We start from the raw sequence: 21,622 nt of genomic DNA on the forward strand, positions 1-21,622 counted from the left end.
TTTCGTAAGTTAGGCGTTTATATCCCATTGCGCAACACCACAGCAATGGAGAATTCCTCATGTACGCCGTCACCGGAGCCACCGGCCAGTTGGGCCGCCTCGCCATCGCCGCCCTCAAGCATCGCGGCCTCGCCGATCAGACCGTCGCCCTGGCCCGCGATCCCCAGAAGGCCGCCGATCTCGGCGTCGCCGTCCGCGCTTTCGATTACGACAAGCCCGAAAGCCTCGCTGCCGCCCTTGAGGGCGTCGATAAACTCCTGCTGATATCGGGCAGCGAAGTGGGCAAGCGCGAGCCCCAGCACAAGGCAGTCATCGCCGCGGCCGGGCAGGCCGGCGTCAAGCAGATCGTCTATACCAGCCTCCTGAACGCCGACACGTCGGAAATCATGCTCGCGCCGGAACATCAGGCCACCGAAAAGGCCCTTGCGGAATCCGGGCTCGATTACGTCATCCTGCGCAATTCCTGGTACACCGAAAATTACACCGGCAGCCTCGGCGCGGCCCTTGCCAATGGCGCGATCGTCGGATCGGCCCGCGACGGCAAGGTCACCACGGCCAGCCGCCCCGATCTTGCCGAAGCCGCCGTTATCGTCCTGACCACCGACGGACATTCGGGCAAGACCTACGAATTGGCCAATGACGAGCCCTATACGCTCGCCGATCTCGCCGCCGAACTCTCCCGCCAGTCCGGCAAATCCATCAGCTATTCCGACCTGCCCAAGGCCGAATATGCAAAAATCCTCGAAAGCATCGGTCTGCCTCCCGCCGCCGCCGAACTCATTGCCGACAGCGATGAAAAGGCCGCATCCGGCGCGCTTTACGACGACAGCCGCGCCCTGAGCCGTATTCTGGGCCGCCCCACCCAATCCCTTAAGGAGGCCGTCGCCCAGGCCCTCCGCTGATTGAACAATTTGCAGTGCTGGGCCTCCCGGCACTGCAAAAATCTATTTCGTAGTAATATACTATAAATTCCGCATCAATTGACTCCTCGCCGCCTTGATGCACACCATTACTACAGTCGTATAGTAAAAATATTATACGATTAAAGGCGAGGAGAATAAAATGTTGAACTTCGGAAAGATCGCGCTGGTCGTCGCGACATTTCTTGTGCCATCGGCCGCGATGGCGCAGGACGACCCCGCGCAGATATTGGGCGAGGAGCGGCTGCAATCGCTCATGGAGCGCACCGCCCCGGTCGATGTGGCCGATGGCAGCGTCATGCCCCATTTCATCGCGGACCCGGCCTGGCCCAAACCGCTACCCAACAATTGGACGTTCGGCCAGATCGCGGGCGTTTATGCCGATAATGACGACAACATCTGGGTGCTGCAGCGTTCGCGCTCGCTGACCACCGAGGAAGCCGGCCTGCTCGAAGCCGTCGGCGAGGACGCCGAGGGCGCGCCGGTCAGCGCCCTGGGCCATCCGCGCCCGTTCGGCCCCATCACAGATTGCTGCGGCCCCGCCCCGGCGGTCATGCAGTTCGATCAGGAAGGCAATCTCCTGCGCGCCTGGGGTGGCCCTTCCGACACCGATTATCTCGAAACCATGTGCAGACAGGAGGATGGCTGCTTCTGGCCCGCCAACGAGCACGGCATCTACATCGACCACAATGATTTCGTCTACATCGGCTCCAACGGCAATGGATCGGGCAACACGCCCTGGGCCAGCCCCAATGGCTGGGACGGACACGTTCTCAAATTCACCATGGACGGCGAATTCGTGCTCCAGGTCGGTGCCACGGGAGCCGAGGCACCCGACAGCAACGACACCGACGGCGGCATAAACGGCACGCCGCAGCTCTTCCGCCCCGCCGATATGGTGGTCGATCCCGAAACCAACATTCTCTATATAGCCGATGGCTACGGCAACAACCGCGTGGTCGCCGTCGATGCCGAAAGCGGGCAATATGTCGGCCATTTCGGTGCTTATGGCCAGAACCCGGTCGATGACGACCTCGCCGACAATTCCGGCACCTTCGCCGAGGATCTGGCGGCCGAAGACGCCCCGCGCCCCGGTTTCTTCCGCAATCCGGTCCACTGCGTCGAGATTTCCGACGACGGGTTCCTCTATGTCTGCGATCGCGGCAACAACCGCATCCAGGTGTTCGACCTCGCCGATCTCGGCCAGCCCTGCGACAACCCCAATGGCGAGGCCGGGCTATGCGGTTTCGTCGAGGAACAATTCGTGAGCGTTGAAACCCGCACCACGATTCCGGGCACCGCCGTGTCGGTGAATTTCTCGACCGATGACGGGCAGACCTGCCTCTATGTCGGCGACAATTCCAACATGACCATCTACGTGCTCAACCGCGATTCGCTGGGCGAACTCGCCCGCTTCGGCCGCCCCGGCCAGGGCGTGGGCGAATTCCACTGGCTGCACAACGTCGCTGTCGACGCCTCGGGCAACATCTACACCGGCGAAGTCGACACCGGCAAACGCGCCCAACGCTTCATCCGCTACGGCGAAGCCGGCTGCAGCGGCGATGGCGACACCGTCGGCGGCGTCCTGATGTCCGCCGCCGAATAAAACCCCGCCGGGCGGCTCCCCCGCCCGGCTTCCGCGCTGAGCTTCAACACCCACCACCTGCGATCATGGGAGACGGGCCCTAGTACCGCTGATTTCCCCCAAAGCTCGCCAGGGGCTACCCTTCTCCCCTTGAGGGAGAAGGTGCCCCGAAGGGGCGGATGAGGGGTGCGCTGAGCTTCAACACCCACTACGGTGGCCGTTCAACCGCTGCGCCCCCTCATCCCCAACCCTTCTCCCACCAGGGGAGAAGGGGGCTCCTGGGCCAGCGCTGATATTTTCCCCGGACCCCGCCAAGTGCTACCCTTCTCCCCTGGTGGGAGAAGGTGGCCGAAGCGAAGCGGAGGTCGGATGAGGGAGGCGCTGAGCTGGCGACACACACAACCTTCAGAACCTAACACCCATCCTCCCGACCTCGTCGTCCTCGGGCTCGACCCAAGGACCCACGCAGCATCCCCGCGCCTCCAGCGAAAGCGTATTCCCCAATCTCCCCCCTAATGCCCCTCAAACGCCATCAACGCCTCAACCGTCACATCATGCCGCCGCAGCTTTTCCGCGCCCCCGATATCGGGAAGGTCGATAACGAACGCCGTATGCTCCACCCTCGCGCCCGTGCGCCGCAAAAGCGAAACCGCCGCGATTGCCGTTCCCCCCGTCGCGATCAAATCGTCGACCAGCAGCACGCTATCCTCCGGCCCCACCGCCTTGGCATGGATCTCGATGGTATCCACCCCATATTCCAACGCATAGTTCTGCCCGATCGTCTCCCCGGGCAGTTTGCCCGCCTTGCGCACCGGCACGAACCCAACCCCGAGCGCTATGGCGATCCCTGCCCCGAAGATGAAGCCCCGCGCCTCGATCCCCGCCACCTTGGTGATCCCCTTGTCCCGGTGCGCATCGGCCAGAAGCGCGCAGCTTTCGCGGAAACCGTCTGAATCCTCGATCAGCGAAGTGATGTCGCGAAAGATGATGCCCGGCTTGGGATAATCGGGAATCGAGCGCACGAGCGCCTTGAGATCGGTCGGCATTGACGAACCTGCTTTGATGCAATGAAGGAAACGGGGACGCGAAAGCCGGGCGCGATGGCGGCCCGCAACAAAGCGTCAGAAATAGCGATTGGGCGGAACGACGCGCGCCGTCAGCTCGCCCGCCTTGCGCGCGGCGCGCTTGGTGGCCTCAAAGGCCGCGAGCTTGCGGTCTTCCGAAACCAGAAGCGGGGCCGCCTTGATGGCCGAGCGGACCAGCGGGCTGCGGCTCGCCGCCAGCGCCAGGATCGCCACGGTCTTTGCTACGCGAATGGCCGACATGATGTTCTCCGCATGAACCGGAACACGCCTTACAATGAAGAATTCGGCTCGCCTCGACAAGCCCGATGAATGCAAAAAGGGGCTCTGCGAGCCCCTCCTGCCCAAGGCCTGAAGCCACCCGGCGTTCCATGGAAACGCCGGACAGCCCGCTTACCCCTGGATCAATGATGCACGTCGCGCCAGATGCGGCGCTTGACCAGATACATGAGCACCGCAAAAATGATCAGGAAAATGATCACCTTGAACCCGGTCGCCTTGCGCTCGACCATGTGCGGATCGGCGGTCCACTGCAGAAACGCCGAAATATCGAGCGCATACTGCTCGACAGTTTCGGGTGTCGCCTCGTCCCCATAGGAGATGAGCCCGTCGCTGAGCGGCGGGGCCATGGCGATCAAATGACCCGAAAAATAGTCGTTGTAGTACTGGCCGACCGGCACCTCGACCCCTTCGGGGGCCTCGGTATAGCGGGTGAGCAAATTGTAGATATAGTCGGCGCCCGCTTCCTGATAGGCGGTGAAATAGTTGAACACCCACCAGGGGAAATCCATGTGGATGCCGCGCGCCTTGGCCATCAGCGACAGGTCGGGCGGGAAGGCCCCGCCGTTGGAATCGCGGGCGATCTGTTCGCTGGGGAACGGATTGGGCCAGCGGTCGGCCGGCACGCCCTCGCGGTCTTCGCCGGTGGTCTGGTCGGTCACGGTGAATTCGGCGGCCAGCGCCCGAACCTGATCTTCCGAATATTCCGGCCCACCGTGCTCGGACAGGTTGCGGAAGGCTATGAAATCGAGCCCATGGCAGCTTGAGCAGACTTCGCGATAGATCTGGAAGCCGCGCCGAAGCTGGTTCTGGTCGTAGGTTCCGAAAATTCCGGAAAAGCTCCAGTCCTGCTGGTCGGTGTGCGGATATTCGTCCGCCGCCTGCACCGTGGCGCTGCCGAAGGCGACTGCTGCGAGAGCGAGCACGCCGAGGATCGTCTTTTTAAGCATCATCGTTGTCCTTCGCTCCCGATCAGCCATTGGCCTTGCCCAACACACTTTCCGAAATGCTCGCCGGCAGCGGGGCGGGCCGTTCAAAGCGTGCCAGAAGCGGGAGAATGATCAGGAAGTACGCGAAATAATAGGCTGTCGAAATCTTGGCGAGCGTCACGTAGATGCCCTCCGCCGGCTGCGCGCCCAGATAGGCCAGCACGACGAAATTGACCACGAACAGCCAGTAGAAGGGCTTGAACATCGGGCGGAACGATCCCGACCGCACCTTCGAGCGATCCAGCCAGGGCAGCGCGAAGAGGATCAGCAGCGACCCCGCCATCACGATGACCCCGCCGAGCTTGGAGTCGATGAACAGCACGTTGAAATCGATGGCGCGCAGCATCGTGTAGAACGGCAGCAGATACCATTCGGGCACGATATGGGCCGGCGTCACCTGCGGGTTTCCGGGAATGTAGTTGTCGGCGTGCCCGAGGATATCGGGCGCAAAGAACACGAACCAGGCGAACGGGATCAGGAACACGACGACAGCGAACAGATCCTTCATCGTGAAATAGGGATGGAAGGGCAGCGTATCGCGGCTCTCCTTCACCTCGACGCCGGTGGGGTTGTTGTTGCCCGGCACGTGCAGCGCCCAGATATGGAGCACCACGACGGCGGCGATGATGAACGGGATCAGATAGTGCAGTGAAAAGAAGCGGTTGAGCGTGGGATTGGCCACCGAAAACCCGCCCAGAAGCAGCGTCTGCAGCGCTTCGCCCACCAGCGGGATCGCCGAGAAGATGCCGGTGATCACCGTCGCGCCCCACAGGCTCATCTGGCCCCAGGGCAGCACATAGCCCATGAACGCGGTCGCCATGAGCAGGATGAAGAGAATAACGCCCAGCATCCAGATCACTTCGCGCGGCGCCTTGTAGGAGCCGTAATAGAGACCGCGGAAGATATGGACATAGACGGCGGCAAAGAACATCGAGGCGCCCACCGCGTGGGTGCCCTGGATGATGCGGCCGTAATTGACGTCGCGCCGGATGTGCTCGACCGAGGCGAAGGCGAGATCCACATGCGGGGTATAATGCATGACGAGGATGACGCCGGTCACGATCTGAACGACCAGCATGAAGGTGAGGATCGCGCCGAACGTCCACCAATAGTTGATGTTCTTGGGCGTGGGGTAATCCATCAGGTGTTCCTTGGAGAACCTGATGATGGGCAGCCGGTCGTCGAGCCAGCGCTCGATTCCGCTACCCGGCGTGTAATTGCCAGCGTGGTTGGACATGCCCTGTGCTCCCCTTAACCGATCTCTACGACAGTGTCGGATATGAACTGATAAGGTGGCACCACCAGATTGGCCGGCGCAGGTCCTTGGCGAATACGGCCCGAGGTATCGTAGTGGGAGCCGTGGCAGGGGCAGAACCAGCCGTCGAAATCGCCTGATTCGCCCACCGGAACGCAGCCGAGATGGGTGCAATTGGCCACCATGATCAGCCATTCCTCGTGCCCTTCGAGCACGCGCTCTTCATCGGGTTCGGGGTCCTTGAGGTCGGCGAGCGGCACGGCGCGCGCTTCTTCGATCTCGGCTGGTGTCCGGTGCCGCACGAAAACCGGCAGGCCGCGCCACAGGATCGTCACCGACGATCCCTCGGCCACTGCGGAAATATCGAACCGGATCGAGGCCAGCGCCAGCACGGACGCATCGGGGTTCAACTGATTGATCAGTGGCCAGGCTGCTCCCGCCACTCCAACCGCACCGACGGCACCGGTCGCGATAAACAGGAAATCGCGCCGTGTCGCTTTAGTCTCACTCGCTGTCGCCAAAGCTTTAGTTCCCAAAAAGGTCTACAAAAGATGTGTCTTCAGACCGACGGGCCCCGCTGGGATGTTCGCGCGGATGCACGTCTTGACCCCCGCCGCCAGAAAGGCGGAGCGGATTTTGGGCCCCCTTTTTGCACTGTCTCAATGACTTGTCCAGCCTCCGGGACGGTGACGGAAGCGATCCGCGACACTATACCCAATTTACTTGCAACAACTTTTCGTCAAGGTGCCGCCCGTGCCCCTCGCGCTTGCCCTCTATCAGCCCGATATCGCCCTCAATACGGGCACTTTGCTGCGCTTGGGCGCGTGCCTTGGCGTCCCCGTCCACATCGTCCATCCCACCGGCTTCCCCTTTTCCCGCGCCGCGCTCAGGCGTTCGGGCATGGATTATCTCGATAGCGTCGAGATGATCGAGCACGACAGCTACGCCCGGTTTGACGCCTGGCGGCGCGCCGAAGCAAAGCGCCTGGTCCTCCTCACCACCAAGGCCAGCCAGCCCGCCCATAGGGCGGCCTATCGCGATGGCGACATCCTGATGGTGGGCCGGGAAAGCGCCGGAGTGCCCGACGAAATCGCCCGCGATGCCGATATCGGCGTCCGTATTCCCATGCGACCGGACGCCCGCTCGCTCAACGTCGCCATCTCCGCCGCCATGGTGCTGGGCGAAGCGCTGCGCCAGACCGACGGTTTTGCCGACCTCACTTAGCCCCGCGCGCTTGATTTCAATCAAGTACATCAGGATCGGGCTCAAGCATGGTCTCCCCAGCGCCGACATGCTAGGGACCCTCACCTGTTATGACGATGATGATGAAACCCGCGACAATGCCCCTGCCCGACGATATCGAAGACAAGAAAACCCGTGCCAGCGCCTGGTTCCGCCAGGTTCGCGACGATTTATGCGCGGCGATCGAAGCCCTGGAAGACCAAGTGGCCGGCCCCCACGCCGACCGCGCGCCGGGACGGTTCGCGCGCGAAATCTGGGACCGCCCGGCGGGCGGCGGCGGAGAGATGTCGATCATCCAGGGCCGCGTCTTCGAAAAGATGGGCGTCCACATCTCCACGGTTTTCGGGGAGTTTTCGCCCGAATTCGCCAAGCAGATTCCGGGCACCGAAGACAGCCCGCAATTCTGGGCCTCGGGCATTTCCGTCATCGGCCACCCCTGGAATCCCAATGTTCCGGCGGTTCACATGAACACCCGCATGGTGGTCACCTCGAACTGGTGGTTCGGCGGCGGCGGCGACCTCACCCCCGTCCTCGACGCCCGCCGCACCCAGACAGATCCCGACTCGGTCGATTTCCACGCCGCCATGAAAGCCGCCTGCGATGCCCACCCGCAGGTGGACTACCAGCGCTACAAGGACTGGTGCGACGAGTATTTCTACCTTCCCCACCGCAAGGAGCCGCGCGGCATCGGCGGGATTTTCTACGACCGCCACAACACCGGCGATTGGGATGCCGATTTCGCCTTCACCCAGGATGTCGGCCGGCGCTTCGTCGAAATCTATCCCGACCTCGTGCGCCGCAATTTCAATACCGATTGGACCGAACAGCAGCGGCACGAACAGCTCGTGCGCCGTGGCCGCTATGTGGAATTCAATCTGCTCTATGACAGGGGCACGACGTTCGGCCTCAAGACCGGCGGCAACGTCAATTCCATCCTCTCGTCAATGCCCCCCGAGGTGCGCTGGCCCTGACATTCGGGAACCCTGGCTCAATGCTGCCCGTTTCATGGATAATACTTCTTCGTGTAACCAGACGAATGGAGAGAAACCATGAAACGCTTTGATGGTGGATCACTGATTCCCGGTGCAACCTGGCACGCGACGGCAGAATCCGAGGCCGAAGTCGTGCGCAAGGTGGTCGAACGGCTCAAGTCCGAACATGGCGAAACCGAAGTGCGCCCCGACATGGTCGAGCGCATCAAGGAACGCATCTTCGAGGTGCATACCCGGCACTAGGCCAATCAAGGGCGTGGCAGAACCCGGCATTGCCCAACCCTCCACCTGTCATTCCGGGGTTTATCCCCGGAATCCAGTACTGCACAAGCCAAGGGCTTCCCCGAGTGTGATCACAACGGATCACGCCCTAGGATCGCCGTGCCTTTTCCAGCAGCGCGCCTTTGTCGAGCTCAAAGCGCGAATCGATCCACAGCGCCTCAAGCCTTTTAAGTTCGGCCCCCAGCGCGGGGCCGGGCTCGATTCCCATGGCGAGCAAATCCGATCCCGAAACCGGAAAGCGCGTCCATCCATGGTCCTCGACCACCGCCATCGCTTCGGTCGCCCATTCCGGCCCATGCCCCCCGACCGCAGCCGCGATCGCGACTGCCTGCGCGCTGTTTTCCCGATGCCGATAGCTCAGTTCGGCCCAGCGTTCCGCTTCCGCAAGCCGCGCACCAGCCACCAGATCGGCAACCCTCGCCATCGTCGCATTGGATAAGCGCCACGCCGACCGCAAATCCGCGACCGACCCTCCAGTGAGGTCCAGCACCGCCAACCGCAACGCGGCATCGGCAGCAGCCGGCTGCCGCTCAAGCCGCTCGAACGCCGAAAGCGCTCCGGCTGGAACCGAGGTCAACATCCCGATTTTCACCATAACGGCCAGCGTCGCCGCGCAGTGGGGCTGCGCCAGAAGCCGCATCATTTCTCCGCCCACTCTCTCGGCGGAAAGCGCCCCGCGATCCCCCGCCGCGCGGGCACAGGCCTCAACCGCCTCGGGCTCGAAACGCTCGTTGCCGTGACTGGCCGCAAACCGAAAATAGCGATAGACCCGCAACCGATCTTCGGCGATCCGTTCATCTGGGTCGCCGATGAACCGCACCCTGCCGGCAAGGCAATCGTCCAACCCGTCCAGCGGATCGAACAATTCTCCATCGGCCCCGCAATAAAGCGCGTTCATCGTAAAGTCCCGCCGCCGCGCGTCCTCGGCCCAATCGGTGCCGAACGCCACCTTGGCATGACGCCCGAACGTCTCGACATCCCGCCTCAGTGTGGTCACCTCGACGGCGCGTCCCTCGTGAACCAGCGTCACCGTTCCATGGTCGACGCCCGTGGGATGCACGCCCAGCCCGGCGGCCCGCCCACGCGCGGCCACCTCATCGGGCAAAAGTTCGGTCGCCATATCGATATCGGTCGATCCTCGCGGACGTCCCAGCAGCGTATCGCGGACAATTCCGCCCACCGCCCGCGTCCGGCCATCCGCGCCGTCGAGACAGTCAAAGAACGGTCGCGCGGCATCGAGCCAATCGGCGCCTTTCAAACGCGCCAATGCCTCGTCACGCCGCACGATCGTCTCCCGCCAGAACGGTGTCGCGGAACCGGCGGGTCAGATTGGCGGTGATCCCCCAGATCCGATGCCCTTCATGATCGATCTGCCAGCTTTGCCGCAGCTCGCCCTGATGGACGACACGGAATGTCTGATAGCTGGTTTCGTCGATAAGCGTTTCGAGCGGCACCTCGAACACGGCATCCACTTCCCCCGGATTGGGAACGAACGGCGCGCGCGGCTCGACGACGGCGACCACCGGCGTAATGAAATAATTGGTGCCGGTGTAATAGTACGGCATGTAGCCGAGCACCTGCGCATCCTCGGGAAACAGCGCCACCTCTTCATTGGCTTCGCGGAGCGCCGCATAGGCCGCATCCTGATCCTCGGGATCGATGCGTCCGCCGGGAAAGGCCACCTGCCCCGAATGCTTGCGCAAACCGCCGGCGCGCCTCGTGTAGAGCAGATTGTATCCTGCGGGGCGCCGGACCAGCGCAATCAGGACCGCGGCAGGAATGGGAGGTTCGTCGATAATATCGCCGAGCACGAAATCGGCCACCAGATCATCGGCATCCGGCATGGGCTGGGGCGACGCCAAAAGCCGCGTCACGATCTCTTCGATGTCCTGCTCGCTCGACATTATCCCAACGCCCGGGCGCTTCATCGAAACGCCGACGCGCCTATCCCCCGTTCGACCGCGCTGCCCAGGACATGACGTCCCCGGCCAGCTTCTCCGCCATTTGCGGATCGTGAGAGTGGACCAGCACGCGCGCCGGATCAACGGGTCCGGGGAAGCGGATGGCATTGGGCACCGTCGGCACGAATCCGAGCGGCCCGTAATAGGCGAAATCGCCGACCAGCAGCACGAAGGCGATTTCCGGCCGCGCCAGCGCCAGATCGCACACATGGCGCACCAGCGCCCGCCCCGCGCCTTGCTTGCGGAAACCGGGATCGGTCATCAGCGGCCCCAAAAGATAGCCCTCGCCCCCCCCCACCCCGATGGGCGTCATCCGTACGCTGGCCGCGCGCTCACCATCGATCTCGGCGATATAGGAAAACTGCGGATCGACAGCGATCCGCTCCCGCACCCGAAAGGCGGCCCTGGCGAACCGGCCCGGCCCGAACGAGACCTCATGCAGCGCCTCGATCCATGCGTCATCGTCCGGAACTTCGAGCCGGATATCGAGGGCAGCAGGCGCAGGTATGGCAATTGCCGGGAGCGGCGAAGAGACGGTCATGGTCACATGTATCCAGATCGATGAAGGCAATACGACGACATCGCGCAGCGAGCGCGTTTCAAAGTCGTCGCGTGTCTCGTTCGATACTGAACATGGCTACCAGTCTCCAATTTGAGGCCGACATGGCATGTACCATTCCCCCCCGTTTCGGTCCACCGAAATTGTCCATGAACACGGTGTTCGCCGGTAGCCTTCTAATAATCACGCAACATTACGCTAAATACACCGTTCAACACCATCAACGGAAAGGAAACCGCATGGGCCAGTTGATCGATGGCAAATGGTCGACCCAATGGTACGATACCAAGTCGACGGGTGGAAAATTCAAGCGTTCGGAATCCGCATTCCGTAACTGGGTGACTGCCGACGGCTCGGCCGGCCCCACCGGCGAGGGCGGTTTTAAAGCCGAAAGCGGCCGCTATCACCTCTATGTTTCCTACGCCTGCCCCTGGGCGCACCGCACGCTGGTGTACCGTGCTCTCAAAGACCTCGAAGACCATATCTCGGTTTCCGTCGTCTCCCCCAAGATGCCCGACGAAACCGGATGGGAATTTACCGGCGAACTCGGCTCTGACACAGATATGCTCAACGGCGCCGATTATCTCTGGCAAGTCTATCTCAAGGCCAAACCCGATTATACGGGCAGAGTGACTGTTCCGATCCTTTGGGACAAGGAGACCAATACTATTGTCTCCAACGAAAGCGCCGATATCATCCGGATGTTCAACTCCGCTTTCAACGGCATCACCGGCAACAATCTCGATTTCTATCCGCAGGAAAAGCGCGAGGAAATCGATCGCCTCAACGCCCGCATCTATGACGACATCAACAACGGCGTTTACAAGGCCGGCTTTGCGACAACGCAAGAGGCCTACAGCGAAGCCGTCTCCAAGCTGTTCGACGCGCTCGATTGGGTTGAAGGCATCCTAACCCAACACCCCTTCCTGACCGGCTCCGCCCCCACCGAAGCCGATTGGCGGTTGGTGACCACGCTGATGCGTTTCGACGCCGTTTATGTCGGCCATTTCAAGTGCAATATCCGGCGCATAGCCGACTATCCTCACCTTTCGAAATACCTCAAAACGCTCTGCGAATGGCCCGGCGTAGCCGATACGATCCATATGGATCATATCAAAACCCACTATTACTGGAGCCACATCACCATCAATCCCACCCGGATCGTCCCCGACGGCCCCGAACTCGATTTCCTCAAGTAATCTACCACTTGTCCGAACGCACCTGGCCCTCAACGATCTCGCCGAGGCGCCGGGCGGCGCTCGGCGCGATGTCGGACGGCAGGGCGTCGAGCTCAAACCAGCCGATCTCGGCAATCTCCTTATTCGGGACAAACGCCCGGCTTTCATGCGCCGCCCGCGCAACATAAACGGCAACATGATCGCGATTGCTATAAAGCGTCGAATGATAGAGCCCGAAAAGGGTCATCGATCCGTCGATGACAAATCCGGTTTCCTCGATCACCTCGCGGCGCGCCGCATCCTCCGTGCTCTCCCCCGGATCGACGCCGCCGCCGGGTAGTTGCCAGCCGGCGATATAGCCATGCCGCACCAGCAGCACGCGGCCATCCACCAGAACCGCGGTACGCACGCCCACGGTGAGGTGTTTATAGATGCCGACCGCGCGCAACATCAGGCCGAACTTCAGTCTTTGCCACTTGGTCAAGCATCACTCCTTTTCCAACACATGACAAATTGGGGCAAAGGCTGCAATCGGCCATTTTCTTGCCGCAGCCGCCGTGCCATTACTGGCGCTCAATGATGACGCTCGCGCACATATCGGACATCCATCTCGCCCCCATTCCCCGTCCCAGCTTCCGCGATCTTGCCTCCAAACGCATTACCGGCTGGATCAACTGGCAGCTCAGCCGGGCGAGGGTGATGCGCCGCGATACCCTTTCGGCGCTCGTCACTCATCTCAAGGGCCATCGGCCCGATATGACCGCCGTCACCGGCGATCTGGTCAATCTTGCGCTCGACGAAGAAACCGCCCGCGCCGCCAACTGGCTGTCGGCGCTGGGAAATCCGGAATCGGTCTGCGCAATTCCGGGCAATCACGACGCCTATGTCGGCGGGGCGCTTCCCGTCGCTCTGTCCGCTTACGGACCCTACATGACGGGCGAAACGCTCGACGACAATCCGTTTCCCTATGTCCGGCGCTTCGGACAGGTCGCCCTTGTCGGGCTGTCGAGCGCCGTCGCCACCCCGCCCTTCGTCGCGGCGGGCAAGCTGGGGAGCGAGCAGATCGCCCGCTGCGCGAGGCTGCTCAAACTTCTGGGAGATGCGGGCTATTTCCGGGCAGTGATGATCCATCATCCGCCCCATGAGGAATTTGCGCGCTCGCGCCGGCTCGGCCTATGGGACGCCCCGGACTTCCGTTCGGTCCTCCAGGAGCATGGCGCCGAGCTGATCCTTCACGGGCACACCCATCTCTCTTCGATCAATTCGGTGCCCGGCCCCGGCGCGGAAATCCCGGTGGTCGGCGTTGCCGCTGCCTCCTCGGCTCCCGAGGGACACGATGCGCCCGGCCGCTACAACCTGTTTCGGATCGAACGCGTCGGCAACCAATGGTCTTGCATGATGCGCGAATACGGCTATCAGAGAATAGGCGACGAGATCGCATTGCGGCTGCAAATGCGCATATATTGACCGCACCACCCGCGAGCGCCAACCCCACGGCGGACCCATTGAGCGAACCCCAGTTCATCATCGAAGCGCCCCAGTTCGATCCCCAGACCGGCGAAGCCATCTTCGCCTACAGGCTGGGCGAGTTGCGGTTTGTCGAAATTTTGCGCTTTCCAACCGCCGGAATCGACCCGGCTCGGTCGGCTTCCAACGCGTTCGCCGCGCTTCTCGATCTCACAGCGGCGGTCCTCGGCGTGAGCTATTTCAAGCTCCGCGCGCCCTTTGAAATCGACGCGACGGCGCTTGCCTTGTCCGAGGCACAGAAGGCGTTTCTGATCGATGTCTATGAAAATGGGCTCGGCGAGTTCTACGCCCGCAACGATTTGAAGCGCTTCGGGCGCCTGTCGCTGACCGCCGGCCCGGAACGCGATATCAATCCCTTGACCCTGCCTGCCCGCCCCCTGGTGCTGATCGGTGGGGGCAAGGATTCGCTGGTCAGCGTGCAGCTTCTCGAACTGGCCGGGCAGGACATGACGCTTTTTGCCGTCAATCCCAAGGGTCCTATCTTGTCGACCAGCCAGCGCTCGGGCCTGCCTTTCCTTTCCGTCGAACGGATCCTCGACCCCGAAATGATCCGTCTCGGCCAGCAGCCGGGGTACTACAACGGTCATGTGCCCTCGACCGCGATCAATTCGATGATCGCCGCGCTTGCGAGCCTGCTCTACGGATTTGGCAATATCGTCCTCTCTAACGAGCGCTCGGCCAGCGAGGGCAATGTGGAATTCGACGGCCGTCTCGCCAATCACCAGCATTCCAAATCGCTCGATTTCGAACGCGCCATCGCCGACACGTTTTCTTCGGCAACGGGCGGCGCGCTGCACTATTTTTCATTGCTGCGCCCCTATTCCGAAGCCCGCATCGCGCAGCTTTTTTCCCGTTCCACGCGCTATGACGACGTTTTTTCAAGCTGCAACCGGAACTTCCGTCTTTCAGGACACGATGGACCTCTGTGGTGCGGGAAATGTCCCAAATGCCATTTCGTCTTCCTGATCCTCGCCCCGCACATGGACCGCGCAAGGCTCGTGGGTATCTTCGGGCAGAACGTTCTCGACAATCCCGACAACATCGCCCCCTATCGCGAATTGAGCGGTCTTGTCGGCCACAAGCCTTGGGAATGCGTCGGGGAAATTCTCGAGGCTGCCGCCTGTCTCTGGCGGCTCTCGAACGCTCCCGAATGGCGCGATAGCGCCGTGGTCAAGGCGCTCCGGCCCGATCTCGAAGCGTTTTACGGCGCTTCCCGCCTCGAATGGGCCTATGACGAACTGATGACCGACAGCAGCGACCATCTCATTCCCCAAGACATCGAAACAGCGGTAGCTCCTCATGCAATTTGAAGGCCCCGTACTTCTTTATGGCGCCGGCCGGGAGGCCCGCTCCACGGCCAATTTCCTGCGCCGTCGATATCCCGAGCTCGAACTGTTCGTAACCAGCGACGATGGCGTTGCGGAAATCGAGGGAGCGACCTTCATTTCCCCGCAGGAGGCCCAACAGGTTTCCCGTTTCCACACCATCGTCAAAAGCCCCGGCGTTTCGCTCTATAAGCCGATCTTCGACGCCGCGCGGGCAGCGGGAGTCGCTGTCACGTCCAACCTCAACCTTTGGGGCGCGCATTACCGTGACGGCCGCACCGTCGTCGCCATTTCGGGTACAAAGGGCAAATCGACCACCGCGACACTGGTCCACCTGATGCTCCAGCATTCGGGCATCGATGTCGTCCTCGCCGGCAATGTGGGTATCCCCCCACTCGATGCCGCCGACACGGCCCAGACGGTGGTTCTCGAACTCTCCTCATACCAGACCGCCGACATCGATTTCGCCCCCGACATCGCCGCGATTTCCAACCTTTATCCCGAACATGTCGACTGGCATGGCGGACTCGACGCCTATTATCGCGACAAGCTCAATCTGATCGCCAAGGGGCCACGTCTCGTCGCGATTGGTCCGCAGGCCGCCACCGTGGACAGGGTCGTCAGGACCATCCCCGCTGGAACCGAGCGCGTGCCGCCCCTGGAAATCGACCTGGGCGATGCCATCCTCATGGCCGCGATGAATTCCCGCCTCAAGGGCGCCCACAACCATGATAACGCCCGCCTTGCCGCGTCTATCGCGCTGGCAGCGGGGGCGACGCGGGAAGGCATTTTCGCGGGCATCGAGGCTTTCGTACCCCTGCCCCACCGCCTTGAAGAATTCGCCGTGGGTGATCTCCTTTTCGTCGACGATTCCATATCGACCACCCCCGAAGCCACCAAAGTCGCGCTGGCCGCCTACAAGGGCAAGAAGATCGCGCTCATCGCCGGTGGCCATGAACGCCAGCAGGACTATACCGACCTTGCCAACCTCATGGGTTTGACCAGCGTCGTCATGCTGTGCTCACTGCCGGTCACCGGCCCCCGCCTCGCCCAGGCGGTCCGCGAAAACGCTCCCATACCAGTGGCCGAATGTTCGACGCTCGAAGAAGCCATTCAGGCGCTGGCCTCGGCGGGCCATATTTTCGATACCGTCATCCTCTCGCCGGGTGCGCCCAGCTACAACCAGTTCAAGAACTTCGAGGAGCGCGGAGATAAATTCAAAGCCCTGGCGCGCCAGTATTTCGGTTAGGGAATTTCGATGACATATTTGTTCCTGCTCTGCGCCATCGTCGCGGAAGTCATCGCTACGTCGGCGCTCAAGGCCACCAACGGGTTCACCAACGCCGTCCCCTCGATCATCGTCGTCGTGGGATATGCCGCCGCCTTCTATTTCCTGTCGCTCACCCTGCGCACGCTGCCGGTTGGCATTGCCTACGCCATCTGGTCCGGCCTTGGCATCGTCCTGATTTCGATCGTGGGTTGGGTGGTCTACAAGCAGGCGCTGGACCTGCCGGCGGTGATCGGCATGGGTCTGATTATTGCCGGCGTGATCGTCATCAACGCGTTCTCACGCGCCGGGCACTGATCAGGCGAGCTTGGAGAAGGCGGCAAACTTCTGTTCGAGTTCCGCCTGCATTTCCTTCGCTTTCGCCTGCAATCGCGCTTGGGCGCTTTGGGCCGCCAATTCGCCAACACCTTGAATCTGGATGCTGGCGGCAGCCTGAAATCCCGCCGCGAGCGCATTGGAGCTGGCCGCGAAATCGTCCATCATCTGGCGCCGTTTGACGCGTGCGGCTTCCATTTCCGTCCAAGCCGATTGCTTGGGGAACCAGTTCATCTTTTTGAAGCCACTGACGGTTGCCATGCGCGCAGCCTATTCCCGCGCTCTTTAACATTGCGTTAGGCCGGAGCGAAATCGGGCTTGATCTCTTCGAGTTCGATCAGCGTGCCGTCGAAATCCTTGGGATGCAGGAACACGACCGGCAATCCATGCGCTCCGACCTTGGGCCGCCCATCCCCCAGAACCCGCGCGCCCCGTTCGGTAAGCTTGCGCATTGCGGCCGCAAGGTCGGTCACTTCGTAGCAGATGTGGTGCATACCACCATCCGGATGCCGCTTGAGAAAATCGGCAATGGGCGAATCCGCACCCACTGGTTCAAGCAACTCGACCTTGGTGTTGCCGGTATCGACAAAAACCACGCGCACCCCGTGCTCGGCCAGCACCTGCGGCTCGGAGACCCTGGCGCCCAGCAAATCGCGATACCGCGCCGCCGCTCTTTCGAGGTCGGGGACAGCGATGGCGATATGATTGACGCGACCGATCATCGGTTCGACAGCCTGCCCTCGATCCTGTCGAGCACGGCAAACGCAGCATCGAGCACATTGCTGCCGGGCCCGAAGATTTCGGCAACGCCGGCCTCGAGCAGAAAATCATAGTCCGCACTGGGGATCACGCCGCCCACGAAGACCGAAACCCTGCCGAGCTCACGCTCCCGCAGCGCAGCGATCAATTCGGGCACCAGCGTCTTGTGTCCTGCGGCGAGCGAAGAGACGCCCACGGCATCCACCATGAGCGTTTCCGCCTGGGTGGCAACCTCCTGCGGCGTTTCGAACAGGCTGCCCATATGCACGCTGAAGCCCAGATCGGCAAAGGCCGTCGCGACTACCTTGGCGCCCCGATCATGCCCGTCCTGCCCCATCTTGGCGATAAAGATGGCCGGAGACCGGCCATAACTCTTCTGGAAAACCGCAACGCGTTCTTTCATGGCATCGAACTGCGGGTCACCCTCATACTCACCGCTATAGACACCCGCGAGCACCCGTGTATCGGCATCGTACCGGCCGAACACATCCTCCATCGCCTGAGAAATTTCCCCCAGCGTAGCGCGCGCCCTTGCAGCCTCGACGGCCGCCGCCAGAAGATTGCCCTCGTCCTTGGCCGCATATTCCCGCAGCCCATCGAGCGCCGACCGGCACCGCGCTTCGTCCCGACCGCGGCGAACGGCTTGCAACCGCTGAACCTGTCCCAGCCGCACCTTGGCGCTGTCGATTTCGAGCGTATCGATCCGCTCCTCGGCCTCCGGGCGATATCGGTTGACGCCCACGATTACCTCTTCCCCCCGATCGATCGCCGCCTGCCGGATCGCCGCCGCCTTTTCGATGGCCAGCTTGGGTTCGCCCGACTGCACTGCCTTGGTCATGCCCCCCTGCGCCTCGACTTCGGCAATAAGAGCCCCGGCCTTTTCGACCAGTTGCCGGGTGAGCGCTTCGACATAATAGGAGCCGCCAAGCGGATCGACCACGTCCGTGATCCTGGTTTCATGCTGCAATATCAACTGGGTATTGCGCGCGATCCGCGACGAGGTCTCGCTGGGCAAGGCAATGGCCTCGTCGAACGAATTGGTATGCAGGCTTTGCGTTCCTCCCAGCACCGCCGCCAGCCCCTCATAGGCCGTCCGCACGATATTGTTGTAGGGGTCCTGCTCGGTCAGCGAGACGCCCGACGTCTGGCAATGGGTACGCAGCATCTTGGAGCGCGAGTCTTTCGCGCCCAGATCGGTCATCATCTGCGCCCACAATGTCCGCGCCGCCCTGAGCTTGGCGATCTCGACGAAAAAATTCATTCCGATGCCGAAGAAAAAGCTCAACCGCCCCGCAAAGAGATCGATATCGAGCCCGCGCGCCTGCGCCGCCCGCGCATATTCCATCCCGTCGGCAAGCGTATAGGCAAGCTCCTGTACCGCCGTCGCGCCCGCCTCGTGCATGTGGTAGCCCGAAATCGAAATCGAGTTGAATTTCGGCATGTTCCCGGCCGTATAGGCGATGATGTCGCCCACAATCCGCATCGATGGTTCGGGAGGATAGATATAGGTGTTGCGGACCATGAACTCCTTGAGGATATCGTTCTGAATGGTCCCGGAAAGCCTTTCGGGTGACACTCCCTGTTCTTCCGCTGCCACGATGAACATGGCCAGCACCGGGATCACCGCCCCGTTCATGGTCATGGAGACACTCATCTCCCCAAGCGGAATACCCTCGAACAGAATTTTCATGTCCTCGACGGAATCGATCGCCACCCCCGCCTTCCCCACATCGGCCAAGACGCGAGGGTGATCGGAATCATATCCGCGGTGCGTCGCCAGATCGAAAGCGACCGATAGCCCCTTCTGCCCGCGCTCGAGGGCCTGCCGATAAAATCGGTTGCTCTCCTCGGCGGTCGAAAACCCGGCATATTGCCGAATGGTCCATGGCCGGTTGGCGTACATCGTCGCCCTTATGCCGCGCGTGAACGGCTCTACGCCGGGTATGGCGCCGTCCTCGCCGAAATAGACCGCCTGAACCGGCAGATCGCCATAGTTACGCTCAAGGCTGTCGAGCGGGGTTTCACCCAGCTCCTTCCGTGCGATATGAGTCCAGATATCGCGCGGCGCCCTGTCCATCACACCGCCTCGAATTCCATAATCACCGCATCCACGGCCAGCACGTCGCCGGCACCGGCGTTGATTTTGGCGACCCGCGCCCGCCGCTCGGCTCGCAGCACGTTTTCCATTTTCATCGCCTCCACGATCGCCAGCGTCTGCCCCTCCTCGACCAGATCGCCCTCGATGACGTCCATCCTCAAAATCTGCCCCGGCATGGGGCACAGCAGAAACCGGCTCATGTCGGGGGCTGGTTTTTCCGGCATGATCACCATCAGATCGGCAACATGCGGCATGACGACCTTGGCCACCACATCGGCCCCACGATAGCGCATGCGAAATCCCGAGGTAATCCGATCCATCTTCACATGCAGCGTGCGGCCGTCGATTTCGGTCGCCGTCACGCGCGAGCCGGGCTGCCACCCATCCTCGATCAGCAAACCCTGGCCTTTGTCGGTCATCAGCACGAACGCCTCGCCAGATTTCGGGATCGAAAAATCCCACCGCCTGTCGTCGATCATCACGCTGCGTTCGGCTATCGCATGGGCGCCTGACAAAGGTGCCGGCGCGAGGAACCCTCTGGTTTCCAACTGAAAAGCCGCCCGGCACGCCAGCGCCGCAAGCATTTGCAGGGTTTCGTCATCGAGTTCGACGCCGGCAAACCCTTCCGGAAACTCCTCGGCGATATAGTTGGTCGACAGCCGGCCCGAGCGGAACCGCTCCTGCTGGCTCACTGCCGAAAGGAAGGGGATGTTGTTGCCCACGCCATCGATATCGAATTGGTCCAATGCCACCGTTAAGCCCTCGATAGCCTCGTCACGGTTTGGCGCCCAGGTCACCAGCTTGGCGATCATCGGATCGTAATAGGGGCTGATTTCACCCCCTTCCTCGACGCCGGTATCGTTGCGCACGACCAATTGCGCCGACGCCTCCTCGGCGGGCGGGCGATAGCGCTTGAGCCGCCCCGTGGACGGCAGGAAATTGCGATATGGGTCTTCGGCGTAAATCCGCGCCTCGACGGCCCATCCATTGAATTCGATCTGGTCCTGGCTCCAGCGCAGCTTCTGCCCATCGGCAATCCGCAGCATTTCCTCGACAAGGTCCAGCCCGGTCACCAGTTCGGTCACCGGATGCTCGACCTGCAGACGCGTATTCATTTCGAGAAAGTAGAAATTGCGGTCCTTGTCGACGATGAACTCGACTGTTCCCGCGCTCACATAGTTGACCGCCTTGGCCAAAACGACGGCCTGCTCGCCCATCCGCTCACGCGTTTCGGGATCAAGAAACGGCGAAGGTGCCTCCTCGATGACCTTCTGGTTGCGCCGCTGGATCGAACATTCCCGCTCACCCAGATGGATGCAATTGCCCAAGGCATCCGCGAGGACCTGGATTTCGATATGCCGGGGTTCCTCGATATATTTCTCGATGAATATCCGATCGTCGCCGAACGATGACAGCGCTTCCGATTTCGCGCGCTCGAACCCTTCGGCGACCTCGCCATCGGACCGCGCGATCCGCATCCCCTTGCCGCCACCGCCCGCCGAGGCCTTGATCATTACCGGATAGCCGATCGTCCTGGCGATCCGGGTGGCCTCGGCTGCATCCTCGATCACCGACATATGCCCAGGCACCGTCGAAACGCCCGCTTCTGCGGCGATCTTTTTCGACGTGATCTTGTCACCCATCGCTTCGATCGCCTTGGCGGGCGGGCCAATGAAATAGATGCCTTCCTGCCGCAAGCGCTCCGCAAACCCCGGATTTTCCGAAAGAAATCCATATCCGGGATGCACCGCCACGGCTCCGGTTTGCTTGCAGGCCGCGACGATCTTTTCGATGTCGAGATAGCTTTCGCCAACCGGCGCCGCCCCGATCGGAACGGCTTCGTCGGCCATCCGAACATGTAATGCGTCCCTGTCAGCCTCCGAATAGACGGCCACTGTCCGAACACCCATCCGCCGGACGGTCTTGATGATCCGGCAGGCGATCTCGCCACGATTGGCTATGAGGATTTTCGAAAACATCTAGTCG

Annotated in this window: 23 protein-coding genes; 10 read left to right on the forward strand and 13 right to left on the reverse strand. The window is 61.8% G+C overall.

Features of this window, described 5'->3' with window-relative positions; translation table 11 throughout:
* Positions 1-59 precede the first annotated feature (59 nt).
* A complete protein-coding gene (locus tag V4T21_RS13565; RefSeq protein ID WP_332717687.1) occupies positions 60-902 on the forward strand; it encodes an SDR family oxidoreductase in 843 nt (280 codons plus the stop codon).
* Between the two features lie 160 nt (positions 903-1,062).
* Complete coding sequence (locus V4T21_RS13570) at positions 1,063-2,526, forward strand: NHL repeat-containing protein (RefSeq protein WP_332717689.1); 1,464 nt, start codon at positions 1,063-1,065, stop codon at positions 2,524-2,526.
* Positions 2,527-3,017: 491 nt separating this feature from the next.
* On the opposite strand, the gene V4T21_RS13575 is transcribed toward V4T21_RS13570, so the two are convergent.
* From V4T21_RS13575 to petA, 5 genes are all read right to left on the reverse strand, one after another.
* Complete coding sequence (locus V4T21_RS13575) at positions 3,018-3,551, reverse strand: adenine phosphoribosyltransferase (protein ID WP_332717691.1); 534 nt, start codon at positions 3,549-3,551, stop codon at positions 3,018-3,020.
* Between the two features lie 75 nt (positions 3,552-3,626).
* On the reverse strand, positions 3,627-3,830 hold the full coding sequence (locus V4T21_RS13580) for a hypothetical protein (protein WP_332717693.1): 204 nt from the start codon (positions 3,828-3,830) through the stop codon (positions 3,627-3,629).
* A 161-nt stretch (positions 3,831-3,991) separates the two neighbouring features.
* Positions 3,992-4,819 (reverse strand): cytochrome c1, encoded by an 828-nt coding sequence (locus V4T21_RS13585; RefSeq protein WP_332717694.1) that lies wholly within the window; start codon positions 4,817-4,819, stop codon positions 3,992-3,994.
* 19 nt (positions 4,820-4,838) lie between these two features.
* Entirely contained in the window at positions 4,839-6,092 is a 1,254-nt protein-coding gene (locus V4T21_RS13590; protein ID WP_332717696.1) for a cytochrome b, read from the reverse strand.
* A 14-nt stretch (positions 6,093-6,106) separates the two neighbouring features.
* Positions 6,107-6,631 carry a ubiquinol-cytochrome c reductase iron-sulfur subunit gene (gene petA, locus V4T21_RS13595; protein WP_332717698.1) on the reverse strand — a complete coding sequence of 175 codons (525 nt, stop codon included), beginning with the start codon at positions 6,629-6,631 and terminating at the stop codon, positions 6,107-6,109.
* A 232-nt stretch (positions 6,632-6,863) separates the two neighbouring features.
* Here petA and V4T21_RS13600 point away from each other — a divergent pair, with 232 nt between their 5' ends.
* From V4T21_RS13600 to V4T21_RS13610, 3 genes are all read left to right on the forward strand, one after another.
* Positions 6,864-7,334: a tRNA (cytidine(34)-2'-O)-methyltransferase gene (locus V4T21_RS13600; RefSeq protein ID WP_332717700.1), complete on the forward strand. Its 471-nt coding sequence runs from the start codon at positions 6,864-6,866 to the stop codon at positions 7,332-7,334.
* Positions 7,335-7,423: 89 nt separating this feature from the next.
* A complete protein-coding gene (gene hemF, locus V4T21_RS13605; RefSeq protein ID WP_440589658.1) occupies positions 7,424-8,323 on the forward strand; it encodes an oxygen-dependent coproporphyrinogen oxidase in 900 nt (299 codons plus the stop codon).
* Positions 8,324-8,401: 78 nt separating this feature from the next.
* On the forward strand, positions 8,402-8,587 hold the full coding sequence (locus V4T21_RS13610) for a DUF1059 domain-containing protein (RefSeq protein WP_332717702.1): 186 nt from the start codon (positions 8,402-8,404) through the stop codon (positions 8,585-8,587).
* Between the two features lie 127 nt (positions 8,588-8,714).
* On the opposite strand, the gene V4T21_RS13615 is transcribed toward V4T21_RS13610, so the two are convergent.
* Genes V4T21_RS13615 through V4T21_RS13625 form a run of 3 tightly spaced genes read right to left on the reverse strand, consistent with a single transcriptional unit; the run spans position 8,715 to position 11,128 of the window.
* Positions 8,715-9,911 carry a CCA tRNA nucleotidyltransferase gene (locus V4T21_RS13615; protein ID WP_332717704.1) on the reverse strand — a complete coding sequence of 399 codons (1,197 nt, stop codon included), beginning with the start codon at positions 9,909-9,911 and terminating at the stop codon, positions 8,715-8,717.
* Positions 9,901-10,530 carry a CoA pyrophosphatase gene (locus tag V4T21_RS13620; protein WP_332717706.1) on the reverse strand — a complete coding sequence of 210 codons (630 nt, stop codon included), beginning with the start codon at positions 10,528-10,530 and terminating at the stop codon, positions 9,901-9,903. Before V4T21_RS13620 ends, V4T21_RS13615 begins: the two co-directional genes overlap by 11 nt.
* Positions 10,531-10,570: 40 nt before the next feature.
* The gene (locus tag V4T21_RS13625; RefSeq protein ID WP_332717708.1) at positions 10,571-11,128 is read right to left on the reverse strand and encodes a GNAT family N-acetyltransferase; all 558 of its coding nucleotides are present in this window, start codon (positions 11,126-11,128) and stop codon (positions 10,571-10,573) included.
* A gap of 257 nt (positions 11,129-11,385) precedes the next feature.
* On the opposite strand from V4T21_RS13625, the gene V4T21_RS13630 reads away from it, so the two are divergent.
* Positions 11,386-12,345: a glutathione S-transferase family protein gene (locus V4T21_RS13630; protein ID WP_332717710.1), complete on the forward strand. Its 960-nt coding sequence runs from the start codon at positions 11,386-11,388 to the stop codon at positions 12,343-12,345.
* 1 nt (position 12,346) lies between these two features.
* On the opposite strand, the gene V4T21_RS13635 is transcribed toward V4T21_RS13630, so the two are convergent.
* The gene (locus V4T21_RS13635) at positions 12,347-12,808 is read right to left on the reverse strand and encodes an NUDIX domain-containing protein (protein WP_332717712.1); all 462 of its coding nucleotides are present in this window, start codon (positions 12,806-12,808) and stop codon (positions 12,347-12,349) included.
* 95 nt (positions 12,809-12,903) lie between these two features.
* Here V4T21_RS13635 and V4T21_RS13640 point away from each other — a divergent pair, with 95 nt between their 5' ends.
* From V4T21_RS13640 to V4T21_RS13655, 4 genes are read left to right on the forward strand one after another with little or no spacing between them, the layout of a single operon-like run.
* The gene (locus V4T21_RS13640; protein WP_332717714.1) at positions 12,904-13,791 is read left to right on the forward strand and encodes a metallophosphoesterase family protein; all 888 of its coding nucleotides are present in this window, start codon (positions 12,904-12,906) and stop codon (positions 13,789-13,791) included.
* Between the two features lie 38 nt (positions 13,792-13,829).
* The gene (locus V4T21_RS13645) at positions 13,830-15,161 is read left to right on the forward strand and encodes a MurL-like N-terminal domain-containing (RefSeq protein ID WP_332717716.1); all 1,332 of its coding nucleotides are present in this window, start codon (positions 13,830-13,832) and stop codon (positions 15,159-15,161) included.
* Positions 15,151-16,425: a UDP-N-acetylmuramoyl-L-alanine--D-glutamate ligase gene (gene murD, locus V4T21_RS13650; protein WP_332717718.1), complete on the forward strand. Its 1,275-nt coding sequence runs from the start codon at positions 15,151-15,153 to the stop codon at positions 16,423-16,425. Before V4T21_RS13645 ends, murD begins: the two co-directional genes overlap by 11 nt.
* Positions 16,426-16,434: 9 nt before the next feature.
* On the forward strand, positions 16,435-16,761 hold the full coding sequence (locus tag V4T21_RS13655; protein WP_332717720.1) for a DMT family transporter: 327 nt from the start codon (positions 16,435-16,437) through the stop codon (positions 16,759-16,761).
* Here V4T21_RS13655 and V4T21_RS13660 read toward each other — a convergent pair whose 3' ends face one another.
* Genes V4T21_RS13660 through V4T21_RS13675 form a run of 4 tightly spaced genes read right to left on the reverse strand, consistent with a single transcriptional unit; the run spans position 16,762 to position 21,615 of the window.
* Positions 16,762-17,040 carry a hypothetical protein gene (locus V4T21_RS13660; protein WP_332717722.1) on the reverse strand — a complete coding sequence of 93 codons (279 nt, stop codon included), beginning with the start codon at positions 17,038-17,040 and terminating at the stop codon, positions 16,762-16,764.
* A gap of 35 nt (positions 17,041-17,075) precedes the next feature.
* Positions 17,076-17,501, reverse strand: a complete 426-nt coding sequence (mce, locus tag V4T21_RS13665) for a methylmalonyl-CoA epimerase (RefSeq protein WP_332717724.1) — start codon at positions 17,499-17,501, stop codon at positions 17,076-17,078.
* The gene (gene scpA, locus V4T21_RS13670; protein WP_332717726.1) at positions 17,498-19,615 is read right to left on the reverse strand and encodes a methylmalonyl-CoA mutase; all 2,118 of its coding nucleotides are present in this window, start codon (positions 19,613-19,615) and stop codon (positions 17,498-17,500) included. Before scpA ends, mce begins: the two co-directional genes overlap by 4 nt.
* Entirely contained in the window at positions 19,615-21,615 is a 2,001-nt protein-coding gene (locus V4T21_RS13675; protein ID WP_332717728.1) for an acetyl-CoA carboxylase biotin carboxylase subunit, read from the reverse strand. The genes scpA and V4T21_RS13675 overlap by 1 nt, the downstream gene beginning before the upstream one ends.
* Between the last annotated feature and the right edge of the window lie 7 nt (positions 21,616-21,622).

The organism is Pelagibacterium mangrovi (genome assembly GCF_036662815.1).
GTDB classification, from domain to species: domain Bacteria; phylum Pseudomonadota; class Alphaproteobacteria; order Rhizobiales; family Devosiaceae; genus Pelagibacterium; species Pelagibacterium mangrovi.